Origin of the sequence: Pseudomonas sp. IT-232MI5 (assembly GCF_949767845.1) — a bacterium.
Taxonomy (GTDB): domain Bacteria; phylum Pseudomonadota; class Gammaproteobacteria; order Pseudomonadales; family Pseudomonadaceae; genus Aquipseudomonas.
On sequence record NZ_CATKQE010000013.1, the window covers coordinates 54,499 to 71,239 of the forward strand.

17 protein-coding genes and 2 pseudogenes are annotated in these 16,741 nt (G+C 58.7%); 14 read left to right on the top strand and 5 right to left on the bottom strand.

The features are described 5' to 3' along the window. Positions 1-90: 90 nt before the first annotated feature. From ACM6JQ_RS12710 to ACM6JQ_RS12720, 3 genes are all read left to right on the top strand, one after another. Positions 91-858, top strand: a complete 768-nt coding sequence (locus tag ACM6JQ_RS12710; protein ID WP_095112225.1) for an AraC family transcriptional regulator — start codon at positions 91-93, stop codon at positions 856-858. A 93-nt stretch (positions 859-951) separates the two neighbouring features. Beyond that, entirely contained in the window at positions 952-1,269 is a 318-nt protein-coding gene (locus ACM6JQ_RS12715) for an XRE family transcriptional regulator (protein ID WP_414893932.1), read from the top strand. A gap of 10 nt (positions 1,270-1,279) precedes the next feature. Continuing rightward, positions 1,280-1,561, top strand: a complete 282-nt coding sequence (locus tag ACM6JQ_RS12720) for a helix-turn-helix domain-containing protein (protein WP_414893933.1) — start codon at positions 1,280-1,282, stop codon at positions 1,559-1,561. Positions 1,562-1,582: 21 nt separating this feature from the next. On the opposite strand, the gene ACM6JQ_RS12725 is transcribed toward ACM6JQ_RS12720, so the two are convergent. Continuing rightward, entirely contained in the window at positions 1,583-2,638 is a 1,056-nt protein-coding gene (locus tag ACM6JQ_RS12725) for an MBL fold metallo-hydrolase (protein WP_414893934.1), read from the bottom strand. Between the two features lie 215 nt (positions 2,639-2,853). Between ACM6JQ_RS12725 and ACM6JQ_RS12730 the strand changes: the two genes are divergently transcribed. From ACM6JQ_RS12730 to ACM6JQ_RS12750, 5 genes and pseudogenes are all read left to right on the top strand, one after another. Then, positions 2,854-3,462 (top strand): TetR/AcrR family transcriptional regulator, encoded by a 609-nt coding sequence (locus ACM6JQ_RS12730; RefSeq protein ID WP_095112228.1) that lies wholly within the window; start codon positions 2,854-2,856, stop codon positions 3,460-3,462. Between the two features lie 156 nt (positions 3,463-3,618). Beyond that, positions 3,619-4,686 (top strand): diguanylate cyclase, encoded by a 1,068-nt coding sequence (locus tag ACM6JQ_RS12735; RefSeq protein WP_414893942.1) that lies wholly within the window; start codon positions 3,619-3,621, stop codon positions 4,684-4,686. A 280-nt stretch (positions 4,687-4,966) separates the two neighbouring features. Then, positions 4,967-5,650, top strand: a pseudogene (locus ACM6JQ_RS12740) (PAS domain-containing protein); the annotation flags it as partial. A gap of 108 nt (positions 5,651-5,758) precedes the next feature. Next, a pseudogene (locus ACM6JQ_RS12745) lies at positions 5,759-6,196 on the top strand (methyl-accepting chemotaxis protein); the annotation flags it as partial. Positions 6,197-6,348: 152 nt separating this feature from the next. Further along, complete coding sequence (locus tag ACM6JQ_RS12750) at positions 6,349-6,882, top strand: DUF1003 domain-containing protein (protein WP_414893935.1); 534 nt, start codon at positions 6,349-6,351, stop codon at positions 6,880-6,882. Here ACM6JQ_RS12750 and ACM6JQ_RS12755 read toward each other — a convergent pair whose 3' ends face one another. Then, the gene (locus tag ACM6JQ_RS12755; protein WP_414893936.1) at positions 6,883-7,824 is read right to left on the bottom strand and encodes a LysR family transcriptional regulator; all 942 of its coding nucleotides are present in this window, start codon (positions 7,822-7,824) and stop codon (positions 6,883-6,885) included. Between the two features lie 15 nt (positions 7,825-7,839). Here ACM6JQ_RS12755 and ACM6JQ_RS12760 point away from each other — a divergent pair, with 15 nt between their 5' ends. After that, entirely contained in the window at positions 7,840-8,544 is a 705-nt protein-coding gene (locus ACM6JQ_RS12760) for a CTP synthase (protein ID WP_414893937.1), read from the top strand. Then, positions 8,544-8,849, top strand: coding sequence for an antibiotic biosynthesis monooxygenase family protein (locus ACM6JQ_RS12765; RefSeq protein WP_414893938.1), 306 nt, complete (start codon positions 8,544-8,546; stop codon positions 8,847-8,849). The genes ACM6JQ_RS12760 and ACM6JQ_RS12765 overlap by 1 nt, the downstream gene beginning before the upstream one ends. A 132-nt stretch (positions 8,850-8,981) precedes the next feature. Here the strand turns inward: ACM6JQ_RS12765 and ACM6JQ_RS12770 are convergent, their stop codons facing one another. Continuing rightward, the gene (locus ACM6JQ_RS12770; protein WP_414893939.1) at positions 8,982-9,308 is read right to left on the bottom strand and encodes a DUF2025 family protein; all 327 of its coding nucleotides are present in this window, start codon (positions 9,306-9,308) and stop codon (positions 8,982-8,984) included. Between the two features lie 220 nt (positions 9,309-9,528). Between ACM6JQ_RS12770 and ACM6JQ_RS12775 the strand changes: the two genes are divergently transcribed. Together ACM6JQ_RS12775 and ACM6JQ_RS12780 are read left to right on the top strand one after the other, a co-directional pair. Beyond that, complete coding sequence (locus tag ACM6JQ_RS12775) at positions 9,529-10,656, top strand: glycerophosphodiester phosphodiesterase (RefSeq protein ID WP_007949923.1); 1,128 nt, start codon at positions 9,529-9,531, stop codon at positions 10,654-10,656. Positions 10,657-10,818: 162 nt separating this feature from the next. Then, complete coding sequence (locus ACM6JQ_RS12780; RefSeq protein WP_007917758.1) at positions 10,819-11,124, top strand: PepSY domain-containing protein; 306 nt, start codon at positions 10,819-10,821, stop codon at positions 11,122-11,124. 280 nt (positions 11,125-11,404) lie between these two features. Here the strand turns inward: ACM6JQ_RS12780 and ACM6JQ_RS12785 are convergent, their stop codons facing one another. Both ACM6JQ_RS12785 and ACM6JQ_RS12790 read right to left on the bottom strand, forming a co-directional pair. Next, positions 11,405-11,848 (bottom strand): hypothetical protein, encoded by a 444-nt coding sequence (locus ACM6JQ_RS12785; protein WP_414893940.1) that lies wholly within the window; start codon positions 11,846-11,848, stop codon positions 11,405-11,407. A gap of 110 nt (positions 11,849-11,958) precedes the next feature. Beyond that, on the bottom strand, positions 11,959-13,581 hold the full coding sequence (locus tag ACM6JQ_RS12790; RefSeq protein WP_007917763.1) for a methyl-accepting chemotaxis protein: 1,623 nt from the start codon (positions 13,579-13,581) through the stop codon (positions 11,959-11,961). 275 nt (positions 13,582-13,856) lie between these two features. On the opposite strand from ACM6JQ_RS12790, the gene ACM6JQ_RS12795 reads away from it, so the two are divergent. Together ACM6JQ_RS12795 and ACM6JQ_RS12800 are read left to right on the top strand one after the other, a co-directional pair. Then, complete coding sequence (locus ACM6JQ_RS12795) at positions 13,857-14,879, top strand: transporter (protein ID WP_007917764.1); 1,023 nt, start codon at positions 13,857-13,859, stop codon at positions 14,877-14,879. Between the two features lie 225 nt (positions 14,880-15,104). Next, on the top strand, positions 15,105-16,718 hold the full coding sequence (locus ACM6JQ_RS12800) for an inorganic phosphate transporter (protein WP_414893941.1): 1,614 nt from the start codon (positions 15,105-15,107) through the stop codon (positions 16,716-16,718). The last annotated feature ends 23 nt before the right edge of the window (positions 16,719-16,741 follow it).

Consider the following 16,741-nt stretch of genomic DNA (forward strand, 5'->3'; position numbering starts at 1 on the left):
AGCGGTCGACGATAGAGCGGCAGCGCTTGGCCTGCCTCAGCAAGTCAGCCAATAATGTTTGCGTTTACGCCAACCACCGGGAAACGCCTGATGCGCAATGTTTCGATCAATCTGCTGGATGAAACGCCGCGCGCGGTGGTGGCGATCGGTACGGATTATTCCCACGGTCACTTGCTGCCTTTTCATACGCATCGACGGGCGCAGTTGCTGTACGGCGCGACTGGTGTGATGCAGGTAAGCACCCATGACGGCAACTGGGTGGTGCCGCCGCAGCGGGCGGTGTGGATTCCACCGGGGGTGGCGCATGAGGTGTTGATGCTTGGGGTCAGCACTCGCAGCTTGTACATCGAACCCGGTGCGGTGGATTTGGGGGAGCGCTGCCAGGTGATCAGTGTGTCGCCGTTGATGCGGCATTTGTTGATGGAGGCGGTGGAAGTGCCGCTGACCTATGACTTGGGCGGCCGCGACGGTGTGTTGATTGATCTGTTGCTGCATGAATTGACGCGCAGTGCGCCGCTACCGTTGCACATTCCGCTGCCGACTGACGGAAAGCTCCTCTCTCTGTGTCAGAACTTTCTGCATCAGCCGTACGCCCACCAATCGCCACAGCATTGGGCTGACCAATTACACATAAGCTTGCGTACCTTCAACAGACTGTTTCGCCAACAAACCGGGCTGAGCTTCAGACAATGGCGGCAGCAGGCTTGCGTGGTCCTGGCGCTGGCGCGCTTGGCCTCGGGTGAAGCGGTGACACGCATCGCCCTGGACTTCGGTTATGAAAGCCCGGCGGCGTTCTCGACGATGTTCCGGCGGATCCTCGGGCAGGCACCGTCCGTCTGGTTGGAGGCGGCGAATTAGCGCAAATCAAAAAATGCGTTTGATCCCGGCCGAAAACAACTGTACAAAAACACAGTACATTTTCAATCAGCACTCTTGAGCCCGGAGCACACCATGGCCTCTCTTGCGATGAACCACATCCTCGAACGCATTGCCCTTTTCCAGTTCACCCCGACGCACTGCGTCCAGGCCCGAGCGATGCTGGGCTGGAGCGTGGACCAGCTATCGCGGGAGGCAGAGGTTTCGGTTGAAGACATTCAACGCTTTGAAGCGCAGCAAGATGTAGCGGATGCGGCGCGATTGGCGCTGGCTTACCGGTTCGAGGCCCAGGGGCTGGTGTTCTTTCCCGGGTTTGCACCGGGGCGTAGTGCGAGTTCTCAGGGCGTTTCGTCGGAAGCGATGGGGCGTGGGGATTTTGCGATGGCTGAGTAAGGATAAAAACATGAGCGAGATCGAAGAAAGCACAGGCAATGTTTATCAAGATTTAGAGCTTGAGCATGCAGGCGAGATGCTGCTCAAGTCCGAGTACGCGACCAAATTGATCTCGCTCATCGAGTCCACCGACATAAGCGAATCTGAAGCCGCACAAAGAATGGGAATACCTCTGGAGAACCTGCAGCAATTACTTCGTGGAAAATTTCGAGAAGTGTCGGTTACTACTATGGCTGATTACAGCCGTAAGATTTCAGGGCTTGTTTCTGGAACAACCGGTTCGCCCCCTTAGGCGCGAACCGTCTTCATCTGATCAGGCGTTCTGCACCACACCCTCACTCTCCCCTTCAACCGCCAACCACCACGCCTCCCCGCGTTGCGGTTGAGCGATGTTAAACGCCTCGCCCATCTGCGGCGTGGTAATGGAAATACTGCGTTCCCACGCCAATGCCAGGATCCGGTCGAACGGTTCGTGCCAGGCGTGCATGGCCAGGTCGAAGGTGCCGTTGTGGATCGGGAAGAGCCATCGGCCCTTGAGGTCAATGTGCGCTTGCAGGGTTTCTTCGGGCTGCATGTGTACGTGTGGCCATTCGACGTTGTAGGCGCCGGTTTCCATCAGGGTCAGGTCGAACGGGCCGTATTGTTCGCCGATGCGTTTGAAGCCGTCGAAGTAGCCGCTGTCGCCGCTGAAGAAGATCCGCGTGTCACCGTCGATCATCACCCAGGACGCCCACAGGGAGCTGTTGCCATCGAACAGGCCACGGCCGGAAAAGTGCTGAGACGGTGTGGCGACGAAACGGATGCCGGCAATCTCGGCGCCCTGCCACCAATCGTACTGGCGGACTTTGCTGGCATCGATGCCCCATTTGATCAGGGTGTCGCCGACGCCCAGCGGTGTCAGGAACAGGTTGGTCTTGGCGGCCAGTCTGAGCACGGCCTGGTAATCGAGGTGGTCGTAATGGTTGTGCGACAGGATCACCGCTTCGATCGGCGGCAACTGGTCGATGCTGATCGGGGGCTGGTGGAAGCGTTTCGGCCCGGCCCACTGCACCGGCGATGCGCGCTCGGCGAAGACCGGGTCGGTGATGAAGAATTTGTCGCGCAGCTTCAGCAAAAGGGTCGAGTGACCGAGGCGATAGACGCTGTGATTGGGCGCTGCCAGCAGTTCTTCCCGGGTCAACGCTTGCACCGGGATCGGCGCTGCGGGCCGGGTGTTGCGCGGTTTGTGGAAAATCATGTTCCACATGATCCGCAGCATTTTGCGCACACCTTCGCGTTGCACGGGTGCGTGATTGCGAAACAGCCCCTGATGCTGCCGCGAGGCTTCAGGCGTGGATGTGTGATCCGGGATTGAAACTGGATTGGCCATGACTGAATGACTCCAGAAAAACCGCGCAATTCGCGGTTTTCCTCGGTGGGACGATAAATGGCCAAAGCTGCACGCATAGGCCGAACTGTCTGGTTTTTAGATTGCGAGGATTAACGCAACATTACACTGCTCGGTGTAGTTTCTAGGTTGCATCAAAGCGGATGACAAGTAAACTGCCAAGTGTAATTTCATCTTTTCTCTGCCGAAGCGTACTTATGACAGCTCCACAGCGCCTCACCGACCGTAAACGCGAAGCCATTATTCAGGCGGCAATTGCCGAATTCCGCGCGAACGGTTTCGAGATCACCAGCATGGACAAGATTGCTGCCACCGCCGGTGTGTCGAAGCGTACGGTGTACAACCATTTCCCCAGCAAAGAAGAGTTGTTCGCCGAAATTCTCAACCAGTTGTGGGCACGAATCAGCGCAGAACAATCGGTCGTGTATAACCGTGATCAGCCGTTGCGCGAGCAATTACGGCAGATGCTCCAGGCCAAAGTGCAGTTGATGGCCGACGAGAATTTTCTGACCCTGGCCCGGGTGGCAATTGCCGCCACCATTCACTCGCCGGAGCGCGCGCAGAACATGATCGAGCGCATGGGCGAGCGCGAGGAAGGCCTGACCGTATGGATTCGCGCCGCGCAGGCCGACGGCCGATTGAAACCGGTCGACCCGGAGTTTGCCGCCCATCAAGTACAAGGCTTGCTCAAGACCTTCGGCTTCTGGCCGCAGATGTCGATGGGCCGTGCCGCCCTCGATGTCGATATGCAGAACACCGTCGCCGAATCGGCGCTGGAGATGTTTCTGGCCTGCTATCAGCTCTAAATCGTCCTTCTCCTGCGCGAGTCACTGATTAAATGGCTCGGAAGGACACTGATTATTCCCGTTGGAATAAATGACAATGTCCGACAATCGACCGACGAACGGTCAGCCTGAGAAAATACTGCAAAGTATTTCAGGATGAATTTCGCGCAGGGCATCATGGAAAACCAACGCGGCAAAGGCTTGTCATTCGCCCGGCGCATTTACCTGCCCAGGGCCATTGGTCTGGGCGTGGGATTCTTCAGCGTCGCTGCGGCGCTGTATCCGCTGAACATACCCGGATGGCTGTGGGCGCTGTTGTTATTCAACGGTTTCGCCTGGCCGCACTTCGCTTACCAGATCTCCACGCGCTCGGCGTTCCCGTATCAGGCTGAACGGCGCAATTTGTTATACGACTCGATGTTCGGCGGTTTCTGGGCAGCGTGCTTTCAGTTCAACCCGCTAACCACCGTGACCATCCTGTCGATGATGACCATGAACAATGTTGCCGCCGGCGGCCAACGTCTGTTCGTGTTCGGCGCCCTCGCGCAACTCGCCGGTGTTCTGCTGGGCTGGGCGATTTTCGGCGTCAAATTCAGTCTGACGATGACGCAGCCTCAGGTCTGGGCCTGCCTGCCGATGCTCACCCTGTATCCGTTGGCGCTGGGCATGGTCTGTTATCGCCTGGCGATCAAACTCTCCCAACACAAACGCGCACTGAGCGCCCTCAGCCGTACTGACAGCCTCACCGGCCTGCTCAACCACGGGGCCTGGAAAGACCTGCTGCACCTGAAATTCAAACAGTGCCGCCAACACAACTCCCAAGCCACGCTGGCATTGATCGACATCGACCATTTCAAGGAGATCAACGACAGCTTCGGGCACATCGTCGGCGATGAGGTGCTGCGGCAATTGAGTAAAGAGCTCAAGTGCCTGCTGGATCAGTACGAATTGGCCGGGCGCTACGGCGGTGACGAGTTCTGCGTAATCCTGCCGACCCTGCCACTGCACAAGGCCGAAGCGCTGATGGAGCAATTGCGCGAGGCATTGCAGCAGTATCGTCATCCGCACGTGCCAGAGTTGCGAGTGGGCCTGAGTATCGGTTTGGCGCGCTATCAATCCTTGTACAAGGATCCACTGGACTGGCTGGACGATGCCGACAAAGCGCTCTACACCGCTAAACACACGGGTCGCAACACCATTAGCGTGGCCTTGAGCCGTGCCGCGACAGACAACGCCAGCGCCTAAAAAGTTATACAAACTTACAAATAATTACTTCCTTGTACAACTTTATGAAGTTTTGTATAAGTAGCCATCTGCCAGCTATGGAATGCTGGCATTGAGCAGTCATCGCCGAATGCCGTCCGCGCATTCGGTCTGCCGGCGCGGAAATAGGGACTGAATCCTCGATCTTCCCCACTTCCAGAGTACTGCGAACATGTTCTTCAATCGCCACAAAGCCGTCGTCGACGATCTTCAGCGCACCCTCACCGAACAAGCCGGCCTGCTCGATGCGATCAATCGCTCGATGGCGGTAATCGAGTTCGACCTCGATGGCGTGGTGTTGCGTGCCAATGACAACTTTCTCCAGACCATGGGTTACACCGCCGAACAAGCGATCGGCCAACCGCACCGGCGCTTTTGCACAGCAGAATTCGGGCGTAGCGCTCAATACACTGATTTGTGGTCACGCCTGAAAAACGGCCAGTTTCAGTCCGGTACATTTGAACGCGTCAACAGCAAGGGTCAGCCTATCTGGCTTGAAGCCAGCTACAACCCGATCAAGGATGCCTCGGGTCGCGTGGTGAAAGTGGTCAAGTACGCCATGAACGTGACCGCCAAGGTGCAGCAGGAAAGTGAGGCCAACGCCAAGTTGCAGGCGATTGACCGGGCAATGGCGGTCATCGAATTCAACCTCGACGGCAGCATTCTTACGGCCAATCAGAATTTTCTGACGCGCATGGGTTACACCCTCGCCGAGCTGAAAGGCAAACATCACCGTTTGTTCTGCACGCCGGAACTGGTCAACAGCAGCGCCTATGAGGATTTCTGGCGGCGCTTGAATCAGGGCGAGCTTTTCCAGGGGCAGTTCGAACGCGTGGATAAACGCGGGCAAATCGTCTGGCTCGAAGCCAATTACAACCCGGTTTATGACGCTGCCGGGCGCTTGTGCAAAGTGGTGAAATTCGCCTCCGACGTCACCGCCCGGGTCGAGCGACACGAGCAGGACGCGCGCAGTGCCAGCGCGGCGTATCACATCTCGGTGGCGACGCGAAAAGTCGCCGAGCAAGGTACGCAGGTGATCCAGCAAGCGGCCAGTGAAATGCGTGAAATCGCCGAGGACATTGCCCAATCTTCAACGTTGATTGCGCAACTGGGCGAGCGCTCTGAGCAGATCACCGCCATCGTCAACACGATCCGCGCGATTGCCGACCAGACCAATCTGCTGGCGCTCAATGCCGCCATTGAGGCCGCGCGCGCCGGTGAGCAGGGTCGCGGATTTGCCGTAGTTGCCGATGAAGTACGCCAACTGGCGGCACGTACCAGTGGCTCAACGGCGGAGATATCCACCATGATCGGTTTGATCCAGAGCGAAACTCGCCAGGCCATCAAGAGCATGGAAGGCACCCGGGGTCGCGCGGCTGAAGGGGTCGAGTTGGCGAATCAGGCGGGCACGGTGATCTTGCAGATTCGTGATGGCGCCAGTGAGGCGGTGGATGCGGTGAGCATGTTTGCCAATGAGCGGGTGCCGGGTTAAAGGCAGGTAGACCGCGTCGTTGCCTTCGCGAGCAAGCTCGCTCCCACAGGGAAAATGCATTCCAATGTGGGAGCGAGCCTGCTCGCGAAGAGGTCATGAGCCGCAATGCAGGACTATAGTGAGCTTCAGTCTCAAGTCCTGCCGAGTGCATCATGACCACTGAAAAACCCGCCACACCTGATACAGCTCCCGTCGATCACCTGCGCTTCCACCGCCCCCACGCCCACCTCAACACGACTTTCGGCAACGACACCTTCGCCCTGCGCGCCGAGGCGTTTGCGCGGTTCTTCGGCACGCCAATGTTCCTCGGCGCGCAAACCCTGATTGTGCTGTTGTGGGTCTGCCTGAACGTGTTTGGCGTGACCACTTTCGACGTTTACCCGTTCATCCTGTTGAACCTCGCTTTCAGCCTGCAATCGGCCTACGCCGCGCCGCTGATTCTGCTCGCACAAACACGCCAGGCTGCGCGCGACAAGGCGCAAGCCGATGCCGATGCACAACACCGTGAAGCGCTGGCACAGGCCAATACCGAGCGGCAGGCTCAAGCTGCGAAGAACACCGCGCAACTGCTTGAACTGCTGGAGCAGAACACCCGCCTGACCGAGATGACCAAAAACCTCACCGAACGCATCGCCAGCCTGACCAGCGAGCTGCACGATCACATGCGCCAGAATCCGCAGCGCTGATCACGGCAACCGTAACGCCCGCCCGAGCTCATCGAACAACGTCACCACCGAGCGCAACGCCCGGCAATCCGGGCGAGTCAACAGCCATAACGCGGTGTCGTAACCGTGCAACGGCTCGCTCAATGGTTGCAAACCGTCGGTGATCAGAAAGTCCGGTAACGCCGCCACGCCGAGGCCGGCACGAACCAACTCCGTCACCGACAACATACTGTTGCAGCGATACCCCGGAGTGACGCCGGGCAAGTGCTGGCGACGCCAGGCGATGGTCGGATGATCGGGCAAAAAGTCATCCGGGGCGATCCAGTTCAGCGCGGCCAGATCCGACGCATCGACATTCTGCAGATAGCGCGAACTGGCGCAGACCCGGTAGGAAATCTTCGCCAGTTGCCGTCCGACCAGATGCTCGGGCGGTGTGCGCGTGAGGCGCAGGGCGATGTCGGCATCGCGGCGGCTGAGGTTGGCGAAATCGTTGGAGGTGCTCAGTTCTATGGTCAGCGCTGGGTAATTGGGCATGAACTGCGCCAGCGCCGGCAGCAGCAAACCCTGCAATACCGAATCGGTGCAGGTCAGGCGCACCGTACCGCTGACCACTTCCCCGCCCTGCTCCACGCCGATACGTGCGGCTTCCAGTGCCTGTTCGGCACGTTCGGCTTGCTCGGCCAGCGTCTGTGCGAGAGTTGTCGGTAAATAGCCGGAGCGGCTTTTTTCGAACAACTGCTGACCCAGTGCGGCTTCGAGACGACGCACGGCGCGGAATACCGTCGACACGTCGACTTTCAACAACTGCGCGGCCCGGGCCAGCGAGCCGCCACGCACCAAGGCGAGGATCAGGGCCAGATCGGGATAGTCGAGTTGATAGTGCGTCGCTGCATTAATCACTTGGCTAAACGCCCATATTGAGTGCGTGAACGCCAATCTATAGTGAGTGCCATCAATCAACAAGCGCAGGGAACCCCCATGGAAAACAGCGCCATCCGTATCGCCCTGATTGGCGATCACGACCCGCAAGTCACCGCCCACCAAGCCATTCCCGTCGCCCTCGGTCTGGCCGCCGAACACCTCAACAGGAACGTGCAATTCGAATGGCTGCCCACCGACAGGATCCAAGCCGATACGCCGCTCGAGCGGTTCGACGGTTTCTGGTGCGTCCCCGCCAGCCCTTACAAAAGTGAAGCCGGCGCACTGCGAGCGATCCGTTTTGCCCGCGAGCAACAGCGCCCTTTCCTCGGTACCTGTGGCGGTTTTCAGCATGCGGTGCTGGAGTTTTCCCGCAACGTGTTGGGTTGGGTCGATGCGGAACACGGTGAAACATCGCCCGACGCTGATCGCGCGGTACTCACGCCGTTGACCTGTTCGCTGGTCGAAGCGGTGGACAGCATTCACCTGGTGCCCGGTTCGTTGATCGCCAGTGCGTACGAAACGTCGCAAATTCGTGAGGGCTATCGCTGCCGCTTCGGTGTGAATCCGCTGTTCGAACGGCAACTGTTGAACGATCGGCTACAAGCTGTGGGTCATGATTCGTCAGGGGATTTACGCGCGATAGAACTCAAGGATCACCGGTTCTTTGTCGCGACGTTGTTTCAGCCGGAGCGTGCCGCGCTCAAAGGGCAGATGCCGCCGCTGGTGCGCGCGTTTGTTGAAGCTTGTGGGGAGTCACGTTGATGACTTCCTGCTTTGCGGTGATTTTTACGTCGACTCGGACCGACGGTGACAATGGGTATGCCGAGGCCGCTGAGCGCATGGCTGAGCTGGTCAGTGAGCAGCCGGGGTTTCTTGGGGTGGAGTCAGTCAGAGGCGCGGATGGCGTCGGGATTACGGTGTCGTATTGGCAGAGCGAAGCGGCGATTCTGGCGTGGCGGCAGAACCCTGAGCATCGGCTGATTCAAGTGCATGGGCGCTCGCAATGGTATTCGGCGTTTCATACGCGGGTGTGCAAAGTCGAACGCGAGTATCGGTTCAGCCTGTGATGTTGGTGGTGAGCTCACCGGCCCCATCGCTGGCAAGCCAGCTCCCACAGGTTATGCGCTGTTCTGAAGATCACACCGTATTTGTGGGAGCTGGTTTGCCAGCGATGGGGCCGGTACAGCCACTAAAAAATATCAGCCGCGCACCAGATTCCGCACCGCGACAATCTCCGGCACTTCAACCTTGCTCATATAAACGCGCAACGGCTCGGTGATGTTGATCCGCTCATCGATATGCTGATCCAGCAACAACTGAATCAACTCGCGTTTAAGCGTCATGGTCTGCGCTGTCGCCGGCGCCCAGACGAATTCGTTCACAGGAATAATGCCGTCATCGGCCACGTCCATACCGAACGAATCTTCGCTGAATCTGACGATGTACTGACCGGTTTTGCGGTTGAGTCCGACAAAGCCCTTGAGATCGTCGGCGGCCTGGCAGATGAGTTGGGAGGTGATGCGCATGGTAAACCTCACGAAAGTTGATCGATGGTTTACACGCAGGGCAACTGAGCGGCGCGCCCTCTGCCGGGACGTCTGCCGAGGGCAAGCGTACTGCAAACCGCGCCACAAAGTGCAGGAAAAATCGCTTTTAATACGTTTATGTCGGTCCTGCGATAGCACCCGAGCGCTTCAGTTGTTAAAAGGTACGTCTTTGAAATTGCCCTGCGAAAGGAACTCGAACATGCCCGCCACTTTCACCAAAAGCGCCCTGGTCCTGAGCCTGCTGCTCGGCCTCGGTCAGGCGCACGCCGCCAGCCAGACTGATCCGAAAGCGATCGCTGCCACCAACGGCATCCCGCACCCGGCGGTGATCGCCCACCGTGGCGCGTCTTTCGATGCACCGGAATCCACTGCGGCGTCCTACAAACTGGCCCGCGATCTTGGCGCCGATTACCTGGAAATGGACCTGCAGCGCAGCAAGGACGGCGTGCTGTTCGCCCTGCACGACGACAACCTGCAACGCACCACTGACGTTGCGACCAAATTCCCGGATCGCAAGGACGCCTCGGCCACCGCGTTCACCATGGCCGAACTGAAAACACTCGACGCCGGCAGCTGGTTCAACACCAAGTACCCGGATCGCGCGCGCCCGACTTACGCCGGGCTGAAAATTCTGACCCTTGATGAAATCATCGACATCGCCCAAGCCAATCCGCAACACAAGCCGGGCCTGTACATCGAGACCAAAGAGCCGCAACTGTTTCCGGGGATCGAGAAAGACCTGAAAGAGAAACTGCAGGATCGCGGCTGGCTGAGCCCGGCCGGTTCGAAACTGGCAAAAAGTGCGCTGGGTGTGGGTCAAGGCAAGGGCAAAGTGATCCTGCAAACGTTCGAGAAAAACAGCCTCGAACTGCTGGAAAAAGAAATGCCGCAAGTGCCGAAAATCCTCCTGTTGTGGGTGGGCGAAGGCAGCATCGAGCCAAAATCGAAAGTGACGTTTGCCGAATCCGGCGAGAAAGACAAAAACGTTTTCTACGGCAAACAAGAGCCGAAGTCCGAAGCCGAATTCAAACAATGGGTGGATTACGCCAAGGCCCAAGGCGCAATTGGCACCGGCCCTTCGGCGAAGTTGACCAAGGGTGGCGATCAGAGCTATTCGGATCTGGTGCAACCGTGGATGAATAAATACACCCACGACCAGGGCATGCTAGTGCACGTCTACACCGTCGACGAGCCGGTGGACTTCGAGAAAGTCATGGCGGCCGGTGTCGATGGCATCTTCACCAACCGTGCCAGCGAACTGTTGAAGTTCTATAAACGCCCGGCGGCCGGCAGTGTTGATCAGGTACTGAAGAACAACGGCTTCTGATCTTAAGTCAAGGCGTTTTCATCGCGGGCAAGCCACGCTCCCACAGGTTCTGTGCAGGTGCATGGCTTGCCCATTTTGTTTGGCTTTGGGATTTTAAGGGTGAGTTAAGTTGCACTGGTTAACCTGAGGCCACTTAAACGAATCACCCCAAGGAACGAACCGATGAAAACTTTGACTGCCCTGTTTACCGCCGCTGCCCTGACTCTTACCGCTGGCCTGGCCCAGGCTGATGTTCGCGTTGACCAGATTCCTGAACTGGTTAAGTCGGGCAAAATCAAGTCGCTGGAGTCGATGAACGCCGAAGCGCTGAAACTGCATCCGGGTGCGACGATTACTGACACCGACCTGGATAACCACTTCAACGGTTATGAGTATGAAGTTGAATTGAAAACTGCTGATGGCAAAGAGTTCGATGTGGACTTTGATGCAACTACCGGCAAAGTGCTGAGCAACAAGCAAGACACTTGATTGAACGCACCACCAAGAGCCGCACGATTGAAAGATCGTGCGGCTTTTTTTGTGTCTGGTGTTTGGCTTGGTTGATGTGTTGCCAGTGAGATTTTCTCCCCCTCACCCCAGCCCTCCCGAAACGTCGGACCGCCCCCAAGGGGGCGAGGGGGAAAGGGAGCCGATCGGGGGTTACTCAAGACCTGAATGCGCCTCGATATTTCAGGTCGACGTACCTCAAATAGTCACCACGGTCAGTTCCCTCTCCCTTGGGAGAGGGCTAGGGTGAGGGAGAAGGGCATCACGCCGAGGTGCTGACCAGCGAACCGGAAGTGCTGCTGTCAGAATCCTGCAACGCCTGCAACAACGAGGCAGTAGCAGTGGACAGGGACGCGGAGGTAGCGGTGATCTGCGCCTGTGCAGCGGCTACTTCGGCAGCCTTGGCATCAGAACTTTCCTGCTTCGCCTGCGCCGCTTGCAACGCTTGCTGCTCCTCCTGCAATTGCTTCTGCAGTTCGGCAATCTGCTTGCGCAGTTCCTTCACCGAATCCGATTCTTCACTGCTGGAATCGCTGTCACCCGCGGGTGCCGCACCACCGCCCGCAGCCACTTTGCTGGTGTCCGCTTTCACGCCAGTGCTGGCGGCTGCCGTGGTCGAGGTCTCGTCACCGACGTCGCTGACTGCGGTTTTACTGGTGGGTGTCGTGACGGTCTGATTGATCGAAACTGAAGTAATGCTGACCATGGAAAGGCTCCAATGCCGGTGATAGATAACCGGTCATCGACCATGGCTGCATCAATTTGAGATCGACTGTGTACCGACTCGGTATCCGAATCGGTACACGTTCAATGACCTCAGGCGCTGAGGCGCGCGGTGACTTCGTTCAACTGCCCCGACAGGCTATGCAGGTTCTGACTGGCGCTTTCAGTGCGCTGCACATTGTCGAGGTTGGTGCTGGCGATCGAGGTGATCTCGGTGAGGTTGCGCGAGATGTCCTCGGCCACCGAGGTCTGCTCTTCCGCAGCGGTGGCGATCTGACGGTTCATGTCGCGGATCGCTTCCACCGCGTGGGTGATGCGCTCCAGCATCGCGCCAGCCTGGGTCACTTGCTCAACGCTTTCATCACTGCGCGTCTGGCCGCTGTCGATGGCTTGCGCCGCATCCACCGCGCCGGTCTGCACGCTCTGAATGATCTGGTTGATCTCGATGATCGACTCCGCAGTGCGCTGTGCGAGGTTGCGCACTTCATCGGCAACCACCGCAAAACCACGCCCGGCCTCACCGGCCCGCGCCGCTTCAATCGCGGCGTTGAGCGCCAGCAGATTGGTCTGTTCGGCGATGCCGCGAATCACCTCCAGCACCTTGCCGATGCGGCCGCTGTCGGCTTCCAGACGACGAATCACTGTGGCGGTATTGGCGATTTCGCCGCGCATCTGCGTGATCGAGTGGATGGTGCTCTGCATGACCTTTTCACCCTGTTGGGCAGACTGATCAGCATCGTCGGCCGCACGCGCGGCATCGGCGGCGTGACGCGCCACTTCCTGCGCGGTGGCGGACATTTCGTTCATGGCCGTAGCGACTTGATCGGTGCGGTTGAACTGCTCGTTGGTGCCGCCAGCCATGGTCGTGGCGATCGCGTTCAACTCGCCGCTGGCGCTGTCCAGATCACTGGCGCTGCGCTGCAGACGGGTGAAGGTTTCGGCGAGAAAATCACGCAAGGTGTTGGCGGCAGCAGCGAGATTGCCCAGTTCATCCTGACGGTCGCTGACCACACGTTCGGCCAGTTTGCCGCGACTCAATTGGGTGACGTAATCGATCAGTTTACGGATCGGCTCGACCAGGTTGCGGTTGACCAGCCACAGGCTCAACAGGCCGATCAGCAGACCCGACGCGAGCATCACCAACAGCCCCAGCCACACAGTGCGATCAGCCTCGGCACTGATCAGCGCCGACTGCGCGGTGCCTTGCTTGCGCAACTCGGCGACCAGTTCACTCATCTGATCGCTGGCGGCACGGTCAACGCCTTTGACCGCCGCGTCACCTGCCGTCGGATCACCACCGGCAGCCACGTAGGCATCGCGGCCCTTCTGATAGGCAGAACCCAACTGACGATGCTCATCACGCAAACGTTCGATGCGGTTTTTCAGGCTCGGCTCGAGACCTTTCTGGCCGGCCAGTTCACCGAGGATGTTCTGCACATCGCGCTGACGGTCTTCGAACTGCCCCCAGTACTTGGCCAGATCCGCCGGCTGCTTGCCGCGCAACAACACGTTTTTCCATTCCTGCACCTGCACCTTGAATTGCAGGTTGGCCTCATCGATCAATTGCGACGTGTGCAAGGGACCGGCGATCAACTGGCTGTAACTCTGCACGCCGTTGGACAGGAAATGAAAACAGGCCAGGGCAATCAACAGCACCGCCAACAGGCTGCCGCTCAGCAGGGCGAGAATTTGCGTTCTCAGGGATTTTTGCAGCATCGAAAGATACTCAGGACAAGGATGAGGCACGCCCGGTAAGGCGTGAAATTTTGCCGGACATCCATGTCGGCGAGCCTTGGCTCATGGCCAATAGCGCGCAACCTAACGCACCGGTGATCGGCGCGCCAGAGCGTTTCTGAAGAAAATCCGACCACCGGTAAGTCGCTGATTTGACGTCACTTTGCTGTCACATAAACGTCATGTGACATTGCGATGATGCGGCTCAGTGAACCTGCCATTTGCGTACCGACGCACCCTCCTCGCAGCGAGCCTCCATGAACCACAGCCTCGACATCAGTCATCGCGATCCTGATCTGTTTGGCCTGCTCTACGGCTATCGCTTCCTGCCCGGCGAACGTGGTCGCGAAGTCGATTCGGCCACAGCGTTGCGCTGTTTGCAGGACGACAGCGACAGCGGTGAATTCCTTTGGCTGCACCTCAATCTGGCGCATGCGGCGTGCGAGCGCTGGATGAAAAGTCATCTGCAATTGCCCGAAGAGTTTTTCGAGGCGCTGCACGAAGGCTCGCGCTCGACGCGCATCGAGCATGTCGATTCGGCGTTGCTGGCGGTGGTCAACGATGTGGTGTTCAACCTCAGCAGCATGGTCTCCTCGGACGTGTCGACGCTGTGGGTTTGTGTGCGCAGCAAACTGATCGTCAGTGCGCGTCTGCAACCGCTGCATTCGGTGGATAAATTGCGCTCGTCGGTGAAGGCTGGCGAACGCTTTCGTTCGCCCTCGGAATTGCTCGTGCACCTGCTGCGCGATCAAGGTGAAGTGCTGACGCAGATCGTGCGCAAGACCAGCATGAGCGTCGATCAGGTCGAGGACGAATTGCTTTCCTCGCGGCTGTCGACCAATCGCGCCGAACTCGGTGCCAACCGGCGGGTGCTGGTGCGGCTGCAACGGCTGTTGGCGCTGGAACCGGGTTCGTTATTGCGTTTGCTCAATCGGCCGCCGCCCTGGTTGCAGAAGGAGGACGTCAAGGAATTGCGCAAATCCACCGAGGAGTTTGCGCTGATCATCAACGACCTCACTGCACTGGGTGAGCGGATCAAACTGCTGCAGGAAGAGATCGCCGCCAACCTCAACGAACAGAGCAACCGCACGCTGTTTACTTTGACGGTGGTGACTGTGCTCGCGTTGCCAATCAACATCATTGCCGGTTTTTTCGGGATGAATGTGGGCGGGGTGCCGTTGTCGCAGGATCCGGAAGGGTTCTGGATTTTGGTCGCACTGGTGGCGACGTTTACCGTGATTGCCGGGCGTTGGGCGTTTCGCAAGCGCGGAGACTACTGACGCCTGAACGCTCGTTCCCATGCTCTGCGTGGGAATGCATCGAGTGACGCTCTGCGTCACAGGGGACGCGGAGCGTCCCGGGCGTCATTCCCACGCAGAGCGTGGGAACGAGCAGAAGACCGACGGTTGGGGTATTCAGCCAAACACTGACATGGCGCAGTCTCTCTGTAACATTCTGCAACGATCATGGGCGACATTCCTTCCCTCGCTCAGGATTGTCCTGCCATGGCTACTCCCTCCCTGACCGTCAGCCCCACGTCCGCCCACAGTGGCAGGCCAGCCCTCGACAAGAAAACCGGTCCGTTCACCTATGTGATCTTTTTCGCCGTGTTGGCCATGGGGATGCTGTTCACCGCCTACAGCCTGATGCACGACATGCACGAACTCGGCACGGTGGTCACCACGTGGACGCCGTTTCTGTTGCTCGGTGTGGCGCTGCTGATTGCCCTGGGCTTTGAGTTCGTCAATGGTTTCCACGACACCGCCAACGCCGTCGCGACGGTGATCTATACCCACTCGCTGCCGCCGAACGTGGCGGTGGTCTGGTCGGGTTTCTTCAACTTCCTCGGTGTGCTGCTTTCGAGCGGCGCGGTGGCGTTCGGCATCATCGCTTTGCTGCCGGTGGAATTGATTCTGCAGGTCGGTTCTTCCGCCGGTTTCTCGATGATTTTCGCCCTGCTGATCGCGGCGATCCTGTGGAACCTCGGCACCTGGTGGCTGGGTTTGCCGGCGTCGTCGTCACACACTTTGATCGGTTCAATCATCGGCGTCGGCGTGGCGAATGCCTTGATGCACGGCCGTGACGGCACCAGCGGTGTCGACTGGGCGCAGGCGACCAAAATCGGTTACGCCTTGCTGCTCTCGCCGCTGGTGGGTTTCGGTTGTGCGGCGCTGTTGCTGTTGGCGTTGCGCGCGTTCGTGAAAAATCGTTCGCTGTACAAGGCCCCGGAAGGCAACACCCCGCCGCCATGGTGGATTCGCGGGTTGCTGATTCTGACCTGCACCGGCGTGTCCTTCGCTCACGGCTCCAACGACGGCCAGAAAGGCATGGGCCTGATCATGCTGATTCTGGTCGGCACGCTGCCGATGGCTTACGCCTTGAACCGCACCATGCCGGAAGAACAATCGCTGCAGTTCGCCGCCGTGGCGCAAGTCACCCAGCAAGCGCTGGTGAAAAGTGCACCGCTGCCGACGCCCGCCGATCCGCGTGCGGTGCTCTCCGATTACGTGCGCAGCAAGGACGCCACGCCACAACTGATCCCCGCCCTTGCCGCCCTCACCGGGCACATCGGCGAAGAGGTCAAAGGCTACGGTTCGCTGGCGAAAGTCCCGGCCGAAGCCATGGGCAACGTGCGTAACGACATGTACCTGGCCAGCGAAAGCATTCGCCTGATGGACAAGAACAAGGTCGGCAATTTCGACGCCGACACCAGCAGCAAGCTGCAACTGTTCAAACAGCAGATCGACAACGCCACACGGTTTATTCCGCTGTGGGTGAAGATCGCAGTGGCCATTGCGCTGGGGTTGGGCACCATGGTCGGCTGGAAGCGGATTGTGGTGACGGTCGGCGAAAAGATCGGCAAGACCCACCTGACCTACGCACAAGGCGCGTCGGCGGAAACCGTGGCGATGCTGACCATTGGCGCGGCAGACATGTTTGGTTTGCCGGTGTCGACCACCCATGTGTTGTCCTCGGGGGTGGCCGGGACCATGGTCGCCAATGGCGGCGGCTTGCAGATGAAGACCATCCGTAATCTGTTGATGGCGTGGGTGCTGACGTTGCCGGCGGCAATCCTGTTGTCAGGCAGCCTCTACTGGCTGTTCACCCAAATTTTCTGACGGACGAAGATCCCCTGTAGGAG

Bases quoted from the DNA above. Each gene is read 5' to 3' on its own strand.
- ACM6JQ_RS12710 (WP_095112225.1), top strand. From the start codon at position 91: ATGCGCAATGTTTCGATCAATCTGCTGGATGAAACGCCGCGCGCGGTG.
- ACM6JQ_RS12715 (WP_414893932.1), top strand. From the start codon at position 952: ATGGCCTCTCTTGCGATGAACCACATCCTCGAACGCATTGCCCTTTTC.
- ACM6JQ_RS12720 (WP_414893933.1), top strand. From the start codon at position 1,280: ATGAGCGAGATCGAAGAAAGCACAGGCAATGTTTATCAAGATTTAGAG.
- ACM6JQ_RS12725 (WP_414893934.1), bottom strand. From the start codon at position 2,638: ATGGCCAATCCAGTTTCAATCCCGGATCACACATCCACGCCTGAAGCC.
- ACM6JQ_RS12730 (WP_095112228.1), top strand. From the start codon at position 2,854: ATGACAGCTCCACAGCGCCTCACCGACCGTAAACGCGAAGCCATTATT.
- ACM6JQ_RS12735 (WP_414893942.1), top strand. From the start codon at position 3,619: ATGGAAAACCAACGCGGCAAAGGCTTGTCATTCGCCCGGCGCATTTAC.
- ACM6JQ_RS12750 (WP_414893935.1), top strand. From the start codon at position 6,349: ATGACCACTGAAAAACCCGCCACACCTGATACAGCTCCCGTCGATCAC.
- ACM6JQ_RS12760 (WP_414893937.1), top strand. From the start codon at position 7,840: ATGGAAAACAGCGCCATCCGTATCGCCCTGATTGGCGATCACGACCCG.
- ACM6JQ_RS12765 (WP_414893938.1), top strand. From the start codon at position 8,544: ATGACTTCCTGCTTTGCGGTGATTTTTACGTCGACTCGGACCGACGGT.
- ACM6JQ_RS12770 (WP_414893939.1), bottom strand. From the start codon at position 9,308: ATGCGCATCACCTCCCAACTCATCTGCCAGGCCGCCGACGATCTCAAG.
- ACM6JQ_RS12775 (WP_007949923.1), top strand. From the start codon at position 9,529: ATGCCCGCCACTTTCACCAAAAGCGCCCTGGTCCTGAGCCTGCTGCTC.
- ACM6JQ_RS12780 (WP_007917758.1), top strand. From the start codon at position 10,819: ATGAAAACTTTGACTGCCCTGTTTACCGCCGCTGCCCTGACTCTTACC.
- ACM6JQ_RS12785 (WP_414893940.1), bottom strand. From the start codon at position 11,848: ATGGTCAGCATTACTTCAGTTTCGATCAATCAGACCGTCACGACACCC.
- ACM6JQ_RS12790 (WP_007917763.1), bottom strand. From the start codon at position 13,581: ATGCTGCAAAAATCCCTGAGAACGCAAATTCTCGCCCTGCTGAGCGGC.
- ACM6JQ_RS12795 (WP_007917764.1), top strand. From the start codon at position 13,857: ATGAACCACAGCCTCGACATCAGTCATCGCGATCCTGATCTGTTTGGC.
- ACM6JQ_RS12800 (WP_414893941.1), top strand. From the start codon at position 15,105: ATGGCTACTCCCTCCCTGACCGTCAGCCCCACGTCCGCCCACAGTGGC.